This window comes from Nisaea sp., assembly GCF_017640745.1.
GTDB lineage: Bacteria > Pseudomonadota > Alphaproteobacteria > Thalassobaculales > Thalassobaculaceae > Nisaea.
Genome location: NZ_JAEPQA010000013.1, coordinates 89273 through 106235, shown reverse-complemented (window position 1 = coordinate 106235; position 16963 = coordinate 89273). Strand labels below are relative to the sequence as shown.

Below are 16963 nucleotides of genomic sequence, written 5' to 3'. Positions count from 1 at the left end.
CAATTGCAACCTAGGGAGTAGTTAGGGATGAAGTTCGTTCGCAATTTCGCGATGGCCGCGGCCGTCGCCATGACCGCGTTCGGCGCCGCCGACGTGCACGCCGAAGACAAGATCTCCGAGTTCCGCATCGGCATCCTCGGCGGTGAGAACCAGTCCGACCGCCTGCGCTCCAACGAGTGCGTGCGCTCCAAGGTCGAGGCGCTGCTCGGCGTCCCGACGAAGATCTTCGCGCCGGCCGACTATAACGGCGTGATCGAGGGCCTGATCGGCCGCAACCTGGACATGGCCTGGCTCGGCGCGTCCGGTTACGCCAAGACCTACCTGACCGACCCGGAAGCGGTCGAGCCGGTCCTGGTCAAGGTGAATGTCGACGGTTCCATCGGCTATCACTCGATCGGCTTCGCCCGCGTCGACAGCGGCATCAAGACGCTCGACGACATGAAGGGCAAGAAGTTCGGCTTCGGCGATCCGAACTCGACTTCTGGCTACCTCATCCCGTCGATCGAGATCCCGGCCGCCGGCTTCCCGATGAAGAGCGGCGAGTATTTCGGTGAAGTCGTCTTCACCGGCGGTCACGAGCAGACCATCGTCGCGGTCGCCAACGGCGACATCGATGCCGGCGTGACCTGGGCCGACGGCCTTGGCAACTGGGAAGAGGGCTACAACAGCGGCGCACTGCGCAAGGCCGCCGATGCCGGCCTGGTCGACATGACCCAGCTGGTGCAGATCTGGAAGTCCAAGGTGATCCCGGAAGGCCCGGTCGTGCTGCGCAAGGACCTGCCGTCCGACGTCAAGGTGAAGGTCACCGGCCTGATCGCCGGCCTGTCCTCGCTCGACCCGGAATGCGCCTACAGCTTCATGGCCGGCGAGATCAAAGGCATGATGCCGGTCACGCACGAGACCTACGAAGTCATCATCGCGGCGCGCAAGTCGAAGATGTAAGGCAGGCGTTCCGCCTTCCTGACAGATCAAGGCCGGGACCGCCCTTCGGCGCGGTCCCGGTACGGTTTCGGGCCCGAGGGGCCTCTCGCATGACAGGGCATTTCCCATGGTCGACGTGATGCGCAACCAGCTTGGGGCGCTCGAGAGCCGGCGCAGGCTCTATACCGGGCTCTCCCTCGCGCTGCTGCTCGCCGTCGTGGTCTCCGGATACCACGAGGCCTCTCAGCTCAATTCGGGCGGGTTCCTGCAGGGCCTGCTGAAATTCTTCGATTACCCGGCACAGATCGTCTCCCAGGCCTGGGACGACGGCTGGGAATTCTGGGCGCTGTTCCCGAGATTCCTGCCGGCGCTGATCGAGACCCTGAACATCGCCGCCGTCGCCACCATCATCGGCGCGCTCTTTGCGACGATCCTGTCGCTCGCCTCGAGCCGCAATCTCGAGGTTCCGCCGGTAATCATCCCGGCCGTTCGTCGCGTGATGGACATCATGCGCGCCTTCCCGGAACTCATCATCGCCCTCTTCCTGATCTTCGTGCTCGGCGCCAGTCCGGTTCCGGCGGCGATCGCCGTCGCCTTCCACACCTCGGGCGCGCTCGGCAAGCTGTTCTCCGAGGTGAACGAGAATATCGACGTGAAACCGCTGGAAGGCCTCAAGGCCACCGGCAGCAACTGGCTCCAGCGCGTGCGCTTCGGGGTCATCCCGCAGGTGCTGCCGAACTACAGCAGCTATTTCCTGCTGCGCTTCGAGATCAACGTGCGCGCCTCCGCCATTCTCGGCTTCGTCGGCGCCGGCGGCATCGGCACCGAACTCAGCCGCGCGATCGGCTGGGGCGCGGGCGCCGAGACCGCCGCGCTCTTCCTCATGCTGTTCCTCTCGATCGTCGCGATCGACCAGCTGTCCTCGTATCTGCGCCGTCATTTCGTCGGCGCCGAGAATTTCAAATAGGAGAGGGGACCGATGGCCGTCGTGGAACCAAGCTCCGCCATGCTCGCCGAGACCGTCCGGGTCTCGGTGAAGAAAGCCTCCGCCGTGCCGATGCTGCTGCTGACCGGCGTCGTGCTCTACCTGATTTATGCGTGGAACGCCTTCGACATCACCGCCCTGCTTGAGCGTGCGCAGCTTTCCAAGGGGGCCCTGCTGGTCTCCGACTCGATCGCCTACAAGACGCATGTTACCAAGTCCTTCCGCGGCAACGAGCTTGAGGTCGCGATCGAGGGTGAGCGCACGGCGACCTACAAGCAGCTTCCGGACTGGGTCGAGGGCACAGTCGACAGCTTCAGCGTCGATCTCGGCGAAGGTTATTTCGTCCGCGTCGAGGGGCAGGGGCTCGAGTTCGAGGTTCCGGGCTATGGCACGATCCGCTCGAAGCTGGTGGACAAGAAGATCGTCACCGAGCTGCCCGAGGGAGCGGTCCCGACCTGGCTGAACGCCCGCGATGTGAAGCTCGACGCGCGGCCGACCTTCTCGCGCCGCGTGCAGTTCACCCGGGCCAAGATCGAGATCCACAAGTTCGATTACGGCTGGGAGAATTTCTGGTTCCCCTTCAACTCGGTACTGCACGGCAAGAGCTTCGGCGAGCTGGCCGGGATCGCCGCCTCGTCCGACCGCATCGAGGCGGATACGCCGAACTGGCTCTTCATCCTGAAGAGCTTCTGGGGCAACCCGGACTGGCAGCACGGCATCGTCGCGGTGGCTTTGTTCGAGACCATCCTGATGGCCGTACTGGGCACGGTGACCGCCGCCGCCTGCGCCCTGCCGCTCGCCTTCGTGGCGGCCTCGAACTTCAATCGGAACGGTGCGATCCGCTTTGTCGTACGGCGCATCTTCGACTTCGTGCGCGGCATCGACATGCTGATCTGGTCGCTGATCTTCATCCGCGCTTTCGGCCTCGGCCCGCTCACGGGGTCGCTCGCCATCGCCTTCACCGACACGGGCTCGCTCGGCAAGCTATTCTCGGAGGCGCTGGAGAATATTGACCGAAAGCAGGTCGAGGGCGTGGAGTCCACCGGCGCCAACCGCTGGCAGCGCTACCGTTTCGGTGTGATCCCGCAGATCCTGCCGGTCTTCACCTCGCAGTTTCTCTATTACGTCGAGTCGAACACCCGTTCTGCGACGGTCATCGGCGCGCTCGGCGCGGGCGGTATCGGTCTCGTCCTGGTGGAGACCATGCGAACCTCGCGGGACTGGGAAAACACCTTCTATATCATCGGCCTGATCATCGTGATGGTGTTCCTCATGGACGGCGCCTCGAGCTGGCTCCGGCGCAAGCTGATTGCCGGCGGGGAGACGAGATAGAATTTCCGGCCGGACCGGGCGGCGCTGCTGTTGACAGCCCCGCCCGGCTCGCCTATATGCGTGCTTCCGCGCGGGCAAGAGCCATCGCGGGCCTCTCTTGGGGCGGAGTAGCTCAGCTGGTTAGAGCAGCGGAATCATAATCCGCGTGTCGGGGGTTCAAGTCCCTCCTCCGCTACCAAACTTCTCTATAAAATTGGTTTTTCAGCGCTTCACCCTTTGGTTTTCGGCGCGTCCTGCATTTCATTGTCTATTGAAAGAAAAAGATAATTTAGATTTCAGGCGGTCCTGTTTCCGCATTTCCCGATTCTGGGTTTTCGTTAGTTCGACGGTATGAGTTCGGCCAACAAAGGGTTCGGAAACCGGCGGGCCATCGTCACGGCATAGAATGTCTCGCTCAATCGCGGAAACTGGTCGGCCTCGATCAGCATGCCTGTCTCCAGTTCATCGCGAACGACGATCGGCGGAACGACGGCAAGCCCGACATCCTCCCGCGCCAGCAGGCGCATCATCGCCATGTCGTCGACCTCGGCGGCGATCGTCGGTCTGATGCCGAGCCGTTCCGTCAGGGCGTCGAACCCGACCCTTATGCCGCTTTCCGGCGTCGGCAGCACGAGGGGCTCGTGTGCCAGAAGATCCGAGAGATCGCGATTACGGCCGATCCGCTCGGGCCGGCCCACGAGACTGACGGGCTGTTCGGTAATCGGTTTCGATATCCACGGGGTCGCGGCATCGCGACGCGGCGGCGAGTTGACCAGCACCACGTCGAGACGATGCGCCTCAAGGCCTGCCAGCAGGTCGACGAGCGGGCCCGAGCGCAGCACGACTCCAACGTCCACCCGGGTGATGAGCGGCTTCAGAAAGCTGATCTGAAAGTTCCGCGACAGTGTGGCGAGAGCCCCGACTCTCAGGACCAGGCGCTTGTCCAGGCTGCGGTTCCGCAGCGTATCGGACAGTTCCTCCCCGACCGCGAAGATGGCGTCGGCATGGTCCAGAACGATCCGCCCGGCTTCTGTCAGCAGCAGCTGTTTCCCCCGCCGTTCGAACAGGGCGTGGCCAAGCTGCGCCTCGAGTTTCTTGATCTGCACGGAAAGGGCGGATTGCGAGACATTCAGATGCTCCGCCGTTCGCGTGAGATTTCCCTCATGGGCGACTGCCCAGAAATACCGGAGGTGGTTGTAATTCAGCTGCACCATATCGTTCTATATAATAGAATGATATGTTATAAACAATGAATTTTATAGATTTTCCGAGAATTGCTATTCCCGTCGCCGCATGACCTGCAGCGCCGGGAGAAAAGAATGGTCACTATCGCGTGGAGCCTGCCCGTCGGAGCGATTTCGGCTCTCGTGGCCCTTGCCGCCGTGGCGCATATGTTCCCATCGGCAAGACCGCGTCTCCTTCTGCTGGCAGCGCGTCTCGCAACGATCGGCGCGGTGATTGTCGCAAGCTTGCTTGCCTGGTTCGTCTGGAACGGGGGGCCGGTCTCGTCTCCGACGATCGGCGGGTCCGGCTTCGGCTTTTCTCTGAGGCTGGATCCGGTCAGCGTCGTCATGTTCGGTCTGGTCGCGTTCGTCGGTGCGGTGGTCGTCCGGTTCAGTTGCACCTATCTCGACGGCGAGCCGCGCCAGGGCATTTTCGTCGGCCGGCTCTGCCTGACGATCGCCTGCGTGTCGCTGCTGGTTCTTTCCGGAAACCTTGTCCAGTTGCTGGCCGCCTGGATTGCGACCAGCCTGGCCCTGAACAGCCTGCTGCTCTTCTATTCCGAGCGGCCCGGTGCGCGCCGTGCCGCTTTCAAGAAAGCGATCTTTGCCCGGCTCGGAGACGCGTGCCTCATCGCGGCGGCGATCCTGCTTGGCGTTGAGTTCGGAACCGGCGATATCTCCGGTATCCTCACGCGCGCGGGTGACCTGGACGCCGCTGCGGCGCCGATCAGCCTCGTCGGCGCCGGATCGCTGCTGATGGTCGCCGCCGCGCTCAAGTCCGCGCAGTTCCCGACGCACGGCTGGCTGACCGAGGTCATGGAGGCCCCGACCCCCGTTTCGGCGATCCTCCATGCCGGGGTGATCAATGCCGGCGGCTTCCTGCTGATCCGGTTCGCGGATGTCCTGCTCCTGGCGCCGGTGGGAATGGCCTTGCTCGCGCTGCTGGGCGGTTTCACGGCGCTGTTCGGGAGTCTCGCGATGCTGACCCAGTCGCAGGTGAAGACCTCGCTCGCCTGGTCGACCGTCGCGCAGATGGGGTTCATGATGCTGCAGTGCGGCCTCGCCCTGTTTCCGCTGGCCATGCTGCACATCGTCGCCCACTCGCTCTACAAGGCGCACGCCTTCCTGTCCTCCGGTTCGGCGGTAGAGGTCGTGGCCGCCATCCGCCGCCCCGGCCCGGTGGCGGTTCCCAGCGTCGCAGCCGTCGGCCGCGCCTTCGTCCTGGCGCTCGCGGTCTTCGTTCTCGTCGGGGCCGCGTTCGGCTTTTCCGGCAAATCCCCCCAGGCCATCGCCCTTGGCATGATGCTGATCTTCGGCGTCGCCTATCTGATCGCGCAGGGACTGGCGGATGCCGCTCCCTGGGCTCTGACCTGGCGAACCACGCTGGCCTCGGTCGCCGCCTCGGTCGCTTACTTCGCCTACCAGGCCGCCGCGAGCTGGGTGATGGCCGGCACCCTGCCGCCGCCGCCCCAGCCGGGCGCGGTCGAGTGGTCGGTGATCATCCTGACGGTCCTCGGCTTCGGTTCGATCGCTTTCGCCCAGGCCCTGCTGCCGCTCTGGGGTGCGCATCCCGCAAGCGCCGCCCTGCGCGTCCACCTGACCAACGGGTTCTACGCCAATGCCCTCATCGACCGCTGGCTGGGCCTGCGGTTCGGTTCGCGGTCGTTCTGAGAAGGAGCAAGCCATGACAAAGGTCGCACAGATGTCAGCGCCGCGGGCCAAGACGATCGTCGATGCGGCGAATGCCGCGGCAAGGGCGGTCCCGCCGCTCTGGCCACTGTCCTCCAGCGTCGCGGTCAATCCTTTCCTCGGGCAGACCGGCAAGTCGCTCGCCGAGACCGGACGGATCCTGGAGCGCGTTGCCGGGGCGCGGGCAACGATGCCGCGCGAATGGTATGCGCGGCTCATGGAAGAGGGACGCATTGCCGACGAGGACCTGCGCGCCGCGCTTGCCGAGGCCAGCGAGCGCGGTTGCGTCAGGAATCTTGAAGAGCTGAAGGCGTGGCTAAGGCGGCCGCGCGAGGCCCTCCCGGTCCTTCCGACGATTGCCGATCTGGCGGCCGAACTGTCTGGGATCGATTGGCCGGAGATAATCGCGGAGCGCATTTCGACATGGGCTGCGGGCTATTTCGACCAGGGGCAAGCGCTCTGGGCGGCGCAAAGCGGAAACAGTGCCTTCGACGCCTGGAGGGCCTTTGCGCAGCAAGATCTTACGCCGGAGATTGCCGGTCTCGCCGGGTTCGCGAGGCGTGTCGCCTCTTTGCCGCCCTATGCCCGGTCGGTGGCGGAGCAGGCCGGAGCCCTCGGAGGATTGGGCCGCGAGGCGACGGAGACCTATTTCCACCGTCTCTTCATGACGCTCGGAGGGTGGGCTCAACTTGCGAGATACCGGCTCTGGCAAGCCGAACTTGATGGCCGGTCCGACGGCGCCCTGGCCGATCTTCTCGCGATCCGCCTGGTGTTCGAGGATGCCCTCCTCGATCTCTGCGGGGATGCCCTCGCCGATCGCTGGGAACAGGCAAAGGCGCGCTACGGGGAGCCGGGCGTTCCAACTGACGAGAATATCGTCGACGCAATTCTGCAGTCCGCGGCGGAGCGGGCGGAACAGCGCCGGCTGGGCGAGAAACTCGGCATTTCGGTCGGCGGTAATGGCGAAGGCCGGCCGAAGCTGCAGGCAGCCTTCTGTATCGATGTTCGCTCGGAAGTTTTTCGCAGGGCGCTTGAGTCCGTCGATCCCGGTATTCGCACCGTCGGATTTGCGGGTTTCTTCGGGGTCGGGGTTTCCTACCGGCGGTTTGCGTCGGATGTCGACGAGGCGCGTTTGCCCGTGTTGCTGAAGCCGGCGCTGCGGGCCTGCGCGGGTGGTCACGGTTCGGCGACGGAAAACCGCAACCGGCTCTCGGCGCGGACCGTTCGGGCCTGGGGCAGATTCAAGCTGGCGGCCGTCTCCTCCTTCGCCTTCGTCGAGGCAGCGGGGATCGGCTATGTAATCAAGCTCATTCGCGACGCCCTGGCCTTGAAGCCGGGGACGGGGGCCGCAGGATCTTCTCCAAGGTTCGAGACGGATCTCGCGCTTGATGACCGGGTCGACATTGCCGAGCGCGCCTTGCGCGGGATGTCCCTGACGCATGATCTGGCGCCGCTTGTCCTGATCGCCGGTCATGGAGCGAGCGCAGTCAACAACCCTCATGCAAGCGCCCTGAACTGCGGTGCCTGCGGAGGTTATTCGGGCGAGGCCAATGCCCGGTTATTGGCCTCGTTGCTGAACGACGCGGATGTTCGCGCCGGACTTGCCGGCCGGGACCTGGATATTCCCGGGGACACGCGCTTCGTCGCCGCGCTGCACGACACGACGACTGACAGGGTGACGCTCTATCATGAGGATCTGCCCCGGCCGCTCGACCGCACCCTTCTCGGACAGACGCGGAAATGGCTCGATGCGGCGGGACAGCTCGCGCGGGCCGAGCGGGCTCTTCGCTTGCCAAGGGCCAAGGGGGCCGGTTCGGTGCTTGCCAGGGCAAGGGACTGGTCGGAAGTCCGTCCGGAATGGGGGCTGGCTGGATGCAGCGCCTTCATCGCCGCGCCGCGGAATCGGACCGCCGGCAAGGATTTCGCCGGCACAGCCTTCCTGCACGACTACGACTGGCGCCAGGACGGCGAGTTTGCCCTGCTGGAGCTGATTCTCACCGCGCCGGTCGTCGTCGCGAGCTGGATCAGCCTGCAATATTACGGTTCGGCCGTGGCACCGGAAGTTTTCGGAGGCGGCAACAAGCTGCTGCATAATGTCGTCGGCGGGTTCGGCGTGGTCGAAGGCAACGGCGGAGTTCTCCGGTCCGGGCTGCCGTGGCAGTCGGTGCATGACGGCGAGCGACTGGTTCACCAGCCGTTGCGGCTGTCGGTCTGTGTCGAAGCGCCCACCGAGGCGATCAACGACGTTCTCGCGCGACATCACGATGTCCGGGCTCTTTTCGAGAACGGCTGGCTGCACCTGTTCGCGCTCGATGACGCAGGCCGGATGGCCTGGCGCTATCGTGGCGGCCGCGAATGGGCTCGGGAAGCATCTGCAAGCACCGGTGCGCCTGAGGTGAGCGCGGCGGAGTGATCCGGTCGATTTATGCCGGACGCCGCGCCGCGCTGGCGACGATGCACGGGAAAGAGCGCGCAGGTCGCGCTATGGACCATGAGGCTGAAGATGCCTTCGAGCGCCTGCTGTCCGCTGGATATCTCTAGCGGGAAGGCGTGCCCATTCAGCACCCGGCCGTCTCGCACCAAGCGTGTTGCCCAATCGGGCATCACGAGACCGTGAGCCACGGTTACCGCGTGCTATGATGCTCTTAAATCTGTAGGCGTATTCATGGCGGCAGGTCAGCGTCCGATGCTTCCGGTCCATTTGGCGGTGCCGGGAAATGCCGCGTCCGATGGGAGAGCTTTGAATGCCCACCGATCTTTTCACACGTCGTACCCTGCTTGCAGCCGGCGGCGCCGTTGCGGCGAGCTGTGTGTCCGGCCTTCTCGTTCCCGCCCGCGCCCAAGGGCTCGCGCCGACGCGCTCGATGCGGGGCGGATCGAACAATTACATCCCGAACGCACCGATCGTGGAACGGATCGGCGGCGGCGGGTTCTGGATGACCGGAACCGTGCGCCGTGCAGGCGACGGCGCGCCGCTCGCGGGTCAGCGGATCCAGATCTGGGCCCATACGACGGAAGGCTACGAGAGCGATCCGCACAGCCACGGCGCCACGCTGACCGACGAGAACGGTGTATTCCGGCTCGAGATGCCGCAGATCGTGCCGGCCTTCGGACAGCCGCACGGCCATCTCGCCTATGACAGCGGGGATTTCGAGACCGTCTTCCTGCGTCCCGTGATGCGGAGCTCAAAAGACAAGAGCCTGGAGGCGCATTTCGTCCTGACTCCGGCCTGAGGACGGTGGCATCCACTAACACGGGAGCAGCCCGCAAGATCCTGATCTGGGGTGCGCTCGCGCTCGCCATTTCCGTGCCGGTCGCGCTGGCGGCAATGAGCCCGCTACTGGCCTGGCGCGGGCCCGTCTATATCGCCGCCGGGTTCGCCGGTATCCTCGCGATGGCGCTCCTGCTCGTTCAGCCGTTGCTGGTCGGCGGCGCTCTGCCGGGCCTGACTGCGCGCCGGGCGCGCCAGGTCCATCGCGTGACCGGAGCGCTTCTGGTCGCGGCGGTGGTGATTCATGTCGCGGCCCTCTGGGTCACCAGCCCGCCCGATGTGGTCGACGTTCTTCTGTTCCGCTCCCCGACGCCATTCTCCGATTGGGGCGCCATCGCGATGTGGGCCGTCTTCGGCGCCGCCCTTCTCGCCGCCTTCCGCCGGCGCCTCAAGCTGCGGCCGCAGACCTGGCGCCGCGCGCACGCGCTGTTCGCGGCGCTCACGGTCCTGGGCGGCGTGGTTCATGCCCTGCTGATCGAGGGGACCATGGAAACCGTTTCGAAGATCGCTCTTTGCGCCCTGGTTGTGCTTGCGGCGGCAAAGGTTTTCGCCGATCTGCGCGTCTGGGCCTTTCGTCGCTAGAAGCTTGTGCCGTAGCGGACGATTTGTCGTTACAATCCGGATAATTGGGGTCCCAGAGATCACGGTCTGAACGGCGGACCCTGCGCGAATATTCGAATTGACAGAACGTCAAAAGAGACCGCTAGCTCATTTCAAACGCGCCCGGTTTATCCGCGCGAAAGAGGCCGAAAGTGTCCGTCGAAAATCTGAACAGTCTTTTGCAGGAAAATCCCGAGATCGAAACGGTTTTCGCCTGCGTGTGCGACCTCAACGGCACGATGCGCGGCAAGCGTTTGCCGATAGAACAAGCAACAAAGGTGCTCGGTGGCGGGATGCGCATGCCGCTCTCGATCCTCAGCGTCGACGTCTGGGGCGAGGATATCGAAGGCAACGAGCTCGTCTTCGAGACCGGCGACTCTGACGGGATCTGCGATTTCACCGGCCGGCCGATCGTTCTGATCAACTGGACCAACCGGCCCTCGGCGCTTGCGATGCTCTGGATGCGCGAGGAAGACGGGAAACCGTTCGCGGGCGATCCGCGGCGGGCGCTGGCGAACGTGGTTGAGCGTTATAAAGAGCGCGGTCTGACGCCGGTGGTCGCCACAGAGCTTGAGTTCTATCTCTACGATCCGAGCGGTACCCAGCCGCAGCCGCCATGCTCGCCGATCACCGAGAAGCGGCTCGGCTCCGACGGGGCGCTCTCGCTCGACGAGCTGCAGCATTTCGACGAGTTCCTGGACGATGTCTACGATGCCTGCGCCGAGCAGGGCATTCCGGCCGATGCCGCGATCTCGGAAAACGGCGCCGGTCAGTTCGAGATCAACATGATGCATGTCGGCGATGCCCTGAAGGCGGCGGACGATGCGGTGCTGTTCAAGCGGCTGGTGCGCGGCATCGCGCGCAAGCACGGGCTCGCTGCGACCTTCATGGCGAAACCCTACGGCGAGCGGGCTGGCAGCGGCTTTCATGTGCATTTCTCGCTCGAGAACGAAGCCGGCGAGAACCTGTTCGACAATGGCGGAGAGGAAGGCTCGCCGCTGATGCTGAACGCGGTCGCGGGCCTGCTGGCGACGATGCAGGAGAACACCCTGGTCTTCGCCCCGCACGAGAATTCCTACCGTCGTCTGCTGCCGGGCGCGCATGCGCCGATCAATGTCGCCTGGGGTTACGAGAACCGCACCGCTGCGATCCGGATTCCGGGTGGCAGTCACAAGGCGCGCCGGATCGAGCACCGTGTCGCCGGTGCGGATACCAACCCCTATCTCGTTCTGGCGAGCATTCTGGGCGGCGCGCTGATCGGCATCGAGAGTGGCATGGAACCGGCCGCTCCGATCAGCGGCGACGCCTACAGCATGAAACTCGAACATCTGCCGCTCGACTGGGCGACCTCTATCGAGGCGTTCCGTCGCGGCGCCCTCGTGCAGCGTATTTACTCGAAACGACTGCAGACCATGCTGGTCGAAAGCAAGATGCAGGAGCTGAAACGCTTCGCCCGGCAGGTCACTGACTTCGAGTATGACACTTATCTGGAAGTCGTCTGATGATTCCCTGGGCAAAACCCGGCCACGGCGCCGTCGCTCACACCACAAGTTACTATGCCGCCAGTGCAAACCCGTCCCCGGAGCGTCCGCCGCTCAAGGGCGATATCGAGATCGACATCCTGGTCGTCGGTGCGGGCTATAGCGGGCTGTCGACCGCGCTGCATCTGGTCGAGAAGGGCTACAAGGTCGCAATCATCGAGGCGGCCCGCGTCGGCTGGGGCGCCTCGGGGCGGAACGGTGGCCAGATCGTCAACGGACTGAACGCGAGCCTGCAGACGATCAAGCGGCGCTATGGCGCGGACACCGCCAATTTCGTCGCCGGTCTGGTGCAGGAAGGCGGCGAGATCATCCGCGAGCGGGTGAAGACCTACGACATCCAGTGCGACCTGAAGGACGGTAACGTCTTCACCGCCTATACCGGCGCGCATATGCGCGAGCTGGAAGAGCGGCTGAATCTCTGGGCCGGCTACGGCATCAGGAACCAGGAGATGCTCGACAAGGCCGCGCTCCGCAAGCACATCAACTCGGACGCTTATGCCGGCGGCATGATCGACCATTCCGGCGGTCACATGCATCCGCTGAACCTGGCGCTGGGCGAGGCGGCGGCGTTCGAGAAGCTCGGCGGCACGATCTACGAGCAGACCCCCGCCGTGCATGTCGATACCAACGCGGCGAAGCCTGTGGTGAAGACCGAGGGCGGCTCGATCACCTGCAAGACGCTGGTGCTGTGCGGCAACGCCTATCTCGGGCATGTGGTGCCGACGCTGACGCCGCGGGTCATGCCGGTCTCGACCCAGGTGATGGCAACCGAGCCTTTGGGTGAGGAGCGGGCGAATGACCTTCTCCCGACAGATGTCTGCGTCGAAGACGTGCGCTACATCCTCGACTATTTCCGGCTTTCCGGGGACAAGCGGATGCTGTTCGGCGGCGGCACGGTCTATGGCGGCACCGATCCGAGCGATATCCGGGCGAAGCTGCAGCCCAACATGGACAAGGTGTTCCCGCAGCTCAGAGGCGTGAAGATCGAGTACGCCTGGAGCGGCAATTTCGCCCTGTCCTTCAGCCGCGTGCCGCAGATGGGCCGGATCGGCAACAACACCTATTTCGCCCACGGCTACAGCGGTCACGGCGTCACCGGCTCGCACACTTTCGGGCGCATCCTCGCGGAAGCGATCGACGGCGACCGCTCACGCTTCGACGTGTTCGAGAACGTTCCGTGGTACCCGTTCCCGGGCGGCCGGCTGTTCCGGGTGCCTTACTCGGTCGTCGGCTCCTGGTGGTACACGCTCCGGGACAAGCTCGGGGTCTGAGCCGTCAGTCCTTCTTCGGCAGAACCGCGTCGAGGCTGGTATCGACGATGATGAATTGCGGGCCCGGCGCTGCCAGCAGCGCCGGCAGCTTGTCGAGGTCGGCCTCGGTCCGCATCCGCGTCACCTCGAAGCCGTAGGCTTTTCCGAACAGCTCGAAATCCGGGTTCGTGAAGCCCGTCCCGACCGGGCGGCCCGGAAAGGCGCGTTCCTGGTTGATCCGGATCGAGGCATAGACGCCGTTCTCCGAGAGGATGACCTTCAGCGGCAGGCCGCGCTCCATGGCGACCGAAAGCTCGCTTCCGGTCATCATGAAACCGCCATCTCCGACGAGGCAGATTACCGGGACACCGGGGCGCCGGAGGCCGGCGGCGACGGCCGCGGGCACGCCGAAGCCCATGGCGCCCGAGATCGGGGCGAGCAGGCGCTGCGCCTGCCGGAATGGCACCACGCGGTAGACCGGCGCGCCGAAAGTGCCGGCATCGACGGTGACGATCGCCTCCTCCGGCAGGTGTTCTCCCATCAGGTGCACAACCTTCTCGAACGGGATGCCGTCATCGGCGGAGAAACCGCGGAGCGCGGCGATGCCGTTTCGGATCGTACGCAGCCGGTCGATCCAGTCCGCACGGCCGTTCGGCGGCGGTGCGCCGAGTGCGCCCATCTCCCTGACGAAGCGGACCGGATCGCAGGCGAAAGAAAGGTCCGGGGCGAAATGGGTGCCGATCTGCGCCGGATCGGCGTGGACATGGACCAGCTGCATTTCCGGCCGGACCATCCGGGGGTAGCTGTAGCCTTGCGTGGTGATGTCGGAGAGCCGGGCGCCGAGCACGAGCAGCAGGTCGGCCTCTCGCAGCGCCGTCATCTGGTCGGCCGGATTGGCGAGCCCCATGTCGCCCGCATAGTGCCGCTCGGTGTTGTCGAGCAGGTCCTGGCGGCGGAAGGAGACCACGGCCGGAAGCTGCCAGTCTGCAAGGAAGGCGTTCACCGCCTCGCGCCCGCCGGGCCTGTCGAAGGCGCTGCCGACCAGAACGACGGGCCGTTCCGCGGTGGAAAGCGTGTCGCGCAGCTCTGACAGACGTGCCGGATCGGGTGCCGTCGCGGGTAAGGCGGGCACTGCAACCGGCTCCGCATCCAGCGGTGCGGTCAGCACGTCCTCCGGGACCGCGATCACGACCGGTCCCGGCGTTCCCGAAGTCGCGGTGACGAGCGCGCGCAGCATCACTTCCGGCGCGCGTGCCGGGTCGGTGATCTCCGCGGTCCATTTCGCCATCCGGCCGAACATGTGGCCGTAATCGATCTCCTGGAAAGAGTCGCGGCGCACGTCCTGCGCGGCGACCTGTCCAACGATGAGGATGAAGGGAACCGCGTCCTGCTGCGCGGTGTGAACGGCGATGGCAGCGTTGCTCGCGCCGGGGCCGCGACTGACGCAGGCAATGCCGGGAACACCGGAGAGCCGGGCGTCGGCGAGCGCCATGAAGCCTGCGCCCGCCTCGTGACGGCAGACGACGGTGTCGATGTCATCGCGGCCGTAGAGCGCGTCGAGCAGGCCGAGATAGCTCTCTCCCGGCACGCAGAACACGCGGTCGATCCCGTTTCGCACCAGGGTATCGACGATCAGCCGGCCGACGCTTGCCATTTGTTCCCCGGATCTACTCCGCGAACTCACTCGGCGACGCAATCGGCGAAGTAATGCACGAGGCCGTCCTCGCCGACTTCCTGCACGAGGCCGTGGATGTCGGTCTCGAATCCGGGGCATTCGCGTGCGAATTCGCGGTTGAACTTGAGGTAGTCCACGATCTTCGCGTTGAACACCTCGCCCGGGATCAGCAGCGGGATGCCCGGCGGGTAGGGCGTCACGAGGCTGGTCGTGATACGGCCCTCCAACTCGTCGATCGGCACGCGCTGGGTCGTCCGGCGGGCGATGTGGGCGAAGGCCTCGGACGGGTTCATCGCGGGCGTCAGGTCGCTCAGATACATGTCGGTCGAAAGGATCGCGACGCCGTATTTGGCGTAGAGCGCATGCACGTGCTGGCAGAGATCGCGCAGTCCCATCTGCTCGTAGCGCGGCTGCGTGGCACAGAATTCCGGCATGGTGCGCCACATCGGCTGGTTCTTGGCGTAATCGTCCTTGAACTGCTGCAGGGCCGTCAGGAGCGTATTCCAGCGGCCCTTGGTGATGCCGATGGTGAACATGATGAAGAAGCTGTAGAGGCCGGTCTTCTCAACCACCACGCCGTGCTCGGTCAGATACTTGGTCACGATCGAGGCCGGAATGCCCCAGTCCTCGAAGCGGCCGTCGAGATTGAGGCCGGGCGTGATGATCGTCGCCTTGATCGGGTCGAGCATGTTGAAGCCCGGCGCCATGTCGCCGAAGCCGTGCCAGGAATCCTCACCGTCGGAAGCCTGTACGCCGTCCGCGTCGGTGCGCTTCAGGACCCAGTCTCGGGTGCGGCCGACGCCTTCCTCGGCCAGTTCCGCCGGGCCCCAGACCTGGAACCACCAGTCGTCGGCGCCGAATTCCTCGTCCACCTTGCGCATCGCACGGCGGAAATCGAGCGCCTCGACGATGCTTTCCTCGACCAGCGCGGTGCCGCCCGGCGGCTCCATCATCGCGGCGGCGACGTCGCAGCTCGCGATGATGCTGTATTGCGGGCTGGTGCTGGTATGCATCAGGTAGGCTTCGTTGAAGAGATGCCGGTCGAGCTTCACTTCCTCCGAATCCTGCACGAGCACGTGGCTCGCCTGGCTGATTCCGGCCAGCAGCTTGTGGATCGACTGCGTGGCGTAGGTTACCGAGTGTTTCGTCCGGTCCCGCTTCCGGCCCATCGCGTGATAGGTGCCGTAGAACGGATGGAAGCCAGCGTGCGGCAGCCATGCCTCGTCGAAGTGCAGGTTTTCGACATAGCCATCGAGCAGATCCTTGATCGTCTCGGTGTTGTAGAGCACGCCGTCATAGGTCGACTGCGTCAGGGTCATGATGCGCGGCTTCACCGTGTCGGCATCGACGCCCTTGAGCAGCGGGTTCGCCCGGATCTTCTCCTTGATCGACTCGATCTCGAACTCGGACTGCGGGATCGGACCGATGATGCCGTGATGGTTCCGCGTCGGCTTCAGGAAGACAGGGATCGCCCCGGTCATGATGATCGAGTGCAGGATCGACTTGTGGCAGTTGCGGTCGACCACGACGACGTCGCCCGGCGCGACCGTGTGGTGCCAGACCATCTTGTTCGAGGTCGAGGTGCCGTTGGTCACGAAGTAGCAATGGTCTGCATTGAAGATGCGTGCCGCGTTGCGCTCCGACGCGCCGATGGCGCCGTTATGGTCAAGCAGCTGGCCGAGTTCCTCGACGGCGTTGCAGACGTCGGCCCTGAGCATGTTCTCGCCGTAGAACTGGTGATACATCTGCCCGATCGGGCTCTTCAGGAAGGCGACGCCGCCGGAATGGCCGGGGCAGTGCCAGGAATAGGAGCCGTCCTCGGCATAGTCGAGCAGCGCCTTGAAGAACGGCGGCTGGATGCTTTCGAGATAGCCCTTGGCCTCGCGGATGATGTGGCGGGCGACGAATTCCGGCGTGTCCTCGAACATGTGGATGAAGCCGTGCAGCTCGCGCAGGATGTCGTTTGGGATGTGCCGGCTGGTCTTGGTCTCGCCGTAGATGTAGATCGGCACGTCGGCGTTCTTCCAGCGCACCTCCTCGATGAACTTCCTGAGGTTCAGCACCGCCGGATCTAGATCCGGGCCGGGGGTGAATTCCTCGTCGTCGATCGAGAGCACGAAGGTACTCGCGCGCGACTGCTGCTGGGCGAACTGCGAGAGATCGCCGTAGCTGGTGACGCCGAGAACCTCGAAGCCCTCGCTCTCTATGGCCTGCGCGATCGCGCGGATGCCGGAGCCGGAAATGTTCTCGGAACGGAAGTCTTCATCGATGATGACGATCGGAAAGCGGAACTTCATGGACATATCCTGGTCGTGCATGAAATCTGGGTCGGAGAAGCCCGTCCGCAATGCATAGACCAGCCGGGGCTGCATGCCAATGAGGATTGGGGGCGCGGGCGGTAATCGGAGACGACTGTTGCTGCCGCGCACGCCGCTTTGCGCGCGCGCCGCTCTCGGTTACGCTCTCCGCCTCACGCCGTTCAGGGCGGACCCGAAAC

Annotated in this window: 13 protein-coding genes and 1 tRNA gene; 11 read left to right on the top strand and 3 right to left on the bottom strand. The window is 64.8% G+C overall.

Going from position 1 to position 16963, the window contains the following annotated elements:
* The first annotated feature begins 27 nt into the window (after positions 1-27).
* The 4 genes from phnD to JJ959_RS11015 all read left to right on the top strand — a co-directional run bounded on the left by phnD (position 28) and on the right by JJ959_RS11015 (position 3416).
* Entirely contained in the window at positions 28-942 is a 915-nt protein-coding gene (gene phnD, locus JJ959_RS11030; RefSeq protein ID WP_292883433.1) for a phosphonate ABC transporter substrate-binding protein, read from the top strand.
* A gap of 106 nt (positions 943-1048) precedes the next feature.
* A complete protein-coding gene (phnE, locus tag JJ959_RS11025) occupies positions 1049-1888 on the top strand; it encodes a phosphonate ABC transporter, permease protein PhnE (protein WP_292883431.1) in 840 nt (279 codons plus the stop codon).
* Between the two features lie 12 nt (positions 1889-1900).
* On the top strand, positions 1901-3238 hold the full coding sequence (phnE, locus tag JJ959_RS11020) for a phosphonate ABC transporter, permease protein PhnE (RefSeq protein ID WP_292883430.1): 1338 nt from the start codon (positions 1901-1903) through the stop codon (positions 3236-3238).
* Between the two features lie 101 nt (positions 3239-3339).
* Positions 3340-3416 (top strand) — tRNA-Met (locus JJ959_RS11015).
* A 139-nt stretch (positions 3417-3555) separates the two neighbouring features.
* Here JJ959_RS11015 and JJ959_RS11010 read toward each other — a convergent pair.
* Positions 3556-4431 (bottom strand): LysR family transcriptional regulator, encoded by an 876-nt coding sequence (locus JJ959_RS11010; RefSeq protein WP_292883428.1) that lies wholly within the window; start codon positions 4429-4431, stop codon positions 3556-3558.
* Positions 4432-4536: 105 nt separating this feature from the next.
* Here JJ959_RS11010 and JJ959_RS11005 point away from each other — a divergent pair, with 105 nt between their 5' ends.
* From JJ959_RS11005 to JJ959_RS10975, 7 genes are all read left to right on the top strand, one after another.
* The gene (locus tag JJ959_RS11005; RefSeq protein WP_292883426.1) at positions 4537-6111 is read left to right on the top strand and encodes a proton-conducting transporter membrane subunit; all 1575 of its coding nucleotides are present in this window, start codon (positions 4537-4539) and stop codon (positions 6109-6111) included.
* Between the two features lie 13 nt (positions 6112-6124).
* Complete coding sequence (locus JJ959_RS11000) at positions 6125-8542, top strand: YbcC family protein (RefSeq protein ID WP_292883424.1); 2418 nt, start codon at positions 6125-6127, stop codon at positions 8540-8542.
* The gene (locus JJ959_RS10995) at positions 8539-8670 is read left to right on the top strand and encodes a hypothetical protein (protein ID WP_292883486.1); all 132 of its coding nucleotides are present in this window, start codon (positions 8539-8541) and stop codon (positions 8668-8670) included. Before JJ959_RS11000 ends, JJ959_RS10995 begins: the two co-directional genes overlap by 4 nt.
* A 203-nt stretch (positions 8671-8873) precedes the next feature.
* Complete coding sequence (locus tag JJ959_RS10990) at positions 8874-9362, top strand: hypothetical protein (RefSeq protein ID WP_292883422.1); 489 nt, start codon at positions 8874-8876, stop codon at positions 9360-9362.
* A gap of 5 nt (positions 9363-9367) precedes the next feature.
* A complete protein-coding gene (locus tag JJ959_RS10985; RefSeq protein WP_292883420.1) occupies positions 9368-9982 on the top strand; it encodes a ferric reductase-like transmembrane domain-containing protein in 615 nt (204 codons plus the stop codon).
* A gap of 170 nt (positions 9983-10152) precedes the next feature.
* The gene (locus JJ959_RS10980) at positions 10153-11502 is read left to right on the top strand and encodes a glutamine synthetase family protein (protein WP_292883417.1); all 1350 of its coding nucleotides are present in this window, start codon (positions 10153-10155) and stop codon (positions 11500-11502) included.
* Positions 11502-12812: an FAD-binding oxidoreductase gene (locus JJ959_RS10975; RefSeq protein WP_292883414.1), complete on the top strand. Its 1311-nt coding sequence runs from the start codon at positions 11502-11504 to the stop codon at positions 12810-12812. The genes JJ959_RS10980 and JJ959_RS10975 overlap by 1 nt, the downstream gene beginning before the upstream one ends.
* Positions 12813-12816: 4 nt before the next feature.
* Here JJ959_RS10975 and JJ959_RS10970 read toward each other — a convergent pair whose 3' ends face one another.
* Entirely contained in the window at positions 12817-14445 is a 1629-nt protein-coding gene (locus JJ959_RS10970) for a thiamine pyrophosphate-binding protein (protein ID WP_292883411.1), read from the bottom strand.
* Between the two features lie 26 nt (positions 14446-14471).
* The gene (locus JJ959_RS10965; RefSeq protein WP_292883408.1) at positions 14472-16763 is read right to left on the bottom strand and encodes an arginine/lysine/ornithine decarboxylase; all 2292 of its coding nucleotides are present in this window, start codon (positions 16761-16763) and stop codon (positions 14472-14474) included.
* Positions 16764-16963: the final 200 nt, after the last annotated feature.

Excerpts from the sequence above, each read along its gene's own strand:
- JJ959_RS11000 (WP_292883424.1), top strand. The coding sequence starts at position 6,125 with ATGACAAAGGTCGCACAGATGTCAGCGCCGCGGGCCAAGACGATCGTC.
- phnE (WP_292883431.1), top strand. The coding sequence starts at position 1,049 with ATGGTCGACGTGATGCGCAACCAGCTTGGGGCGCTCGAGAGCCGGCGC.
- JJ959_RS10990 (WP_292883422.1), top strand. The coding sequence starts at position 8,874 with ATGCCCACCGATCTTTTCACACGTCGTACCCTGCTTGCAGCCGGCGGC.
- JJ959_RS11010 (WP_292883428.1), bottom strand. The coding sequence starts at position 4,431 with ATGGTGCAGCTGAATTACAACCACCTCCGGTATTTCTGGGCAGTCGCC.
- JJ959_RS10965 (WP_292883408.1), bottom strand. The coding sequence starts at position 16,763 with ATGAAGTTCCGCTTTCCGATCGTCATCATCGATGAAGACTTCCGTTCC.
- JJ959_RS11005 (WP_292883426.1), top strand. The coding sequence starts at position 4,537 with ATGGTCACTATCGCGTGGAGCCTGCCCGTCGGAGCGATTTCGGCTCTC.
- phnD (WP_292883433.1), top strand. The coding sequence starts at position 28 with ATGAAGTTCGTTCGCAATTTCGCGATGGCCGCGGCCGTCGCCATGACC.
- JJ959_RS10975 (WP_292883414.1), top strand. The coding sequence starts at position 11,502 with ATGATTCCCTGGGCAAAACCCGGCCACGGCGCCGTCGCTCACACCACA.
- phnE (WP_292883430.1), top strand. The coding sequence starts at position 1,901 with ATGGCCGTCGTGGAACCAAGCTCCGCCATGCTCGCCGAGACCGTCCGG.
- JJ959_RS10970 (WP_292883411.1), bottom strand. The coding sequence starts at position 14,445 with ATGGCAAGCGTCGGCCGGCTGATCGTCGATACCCTGGTGCGAAACGGG.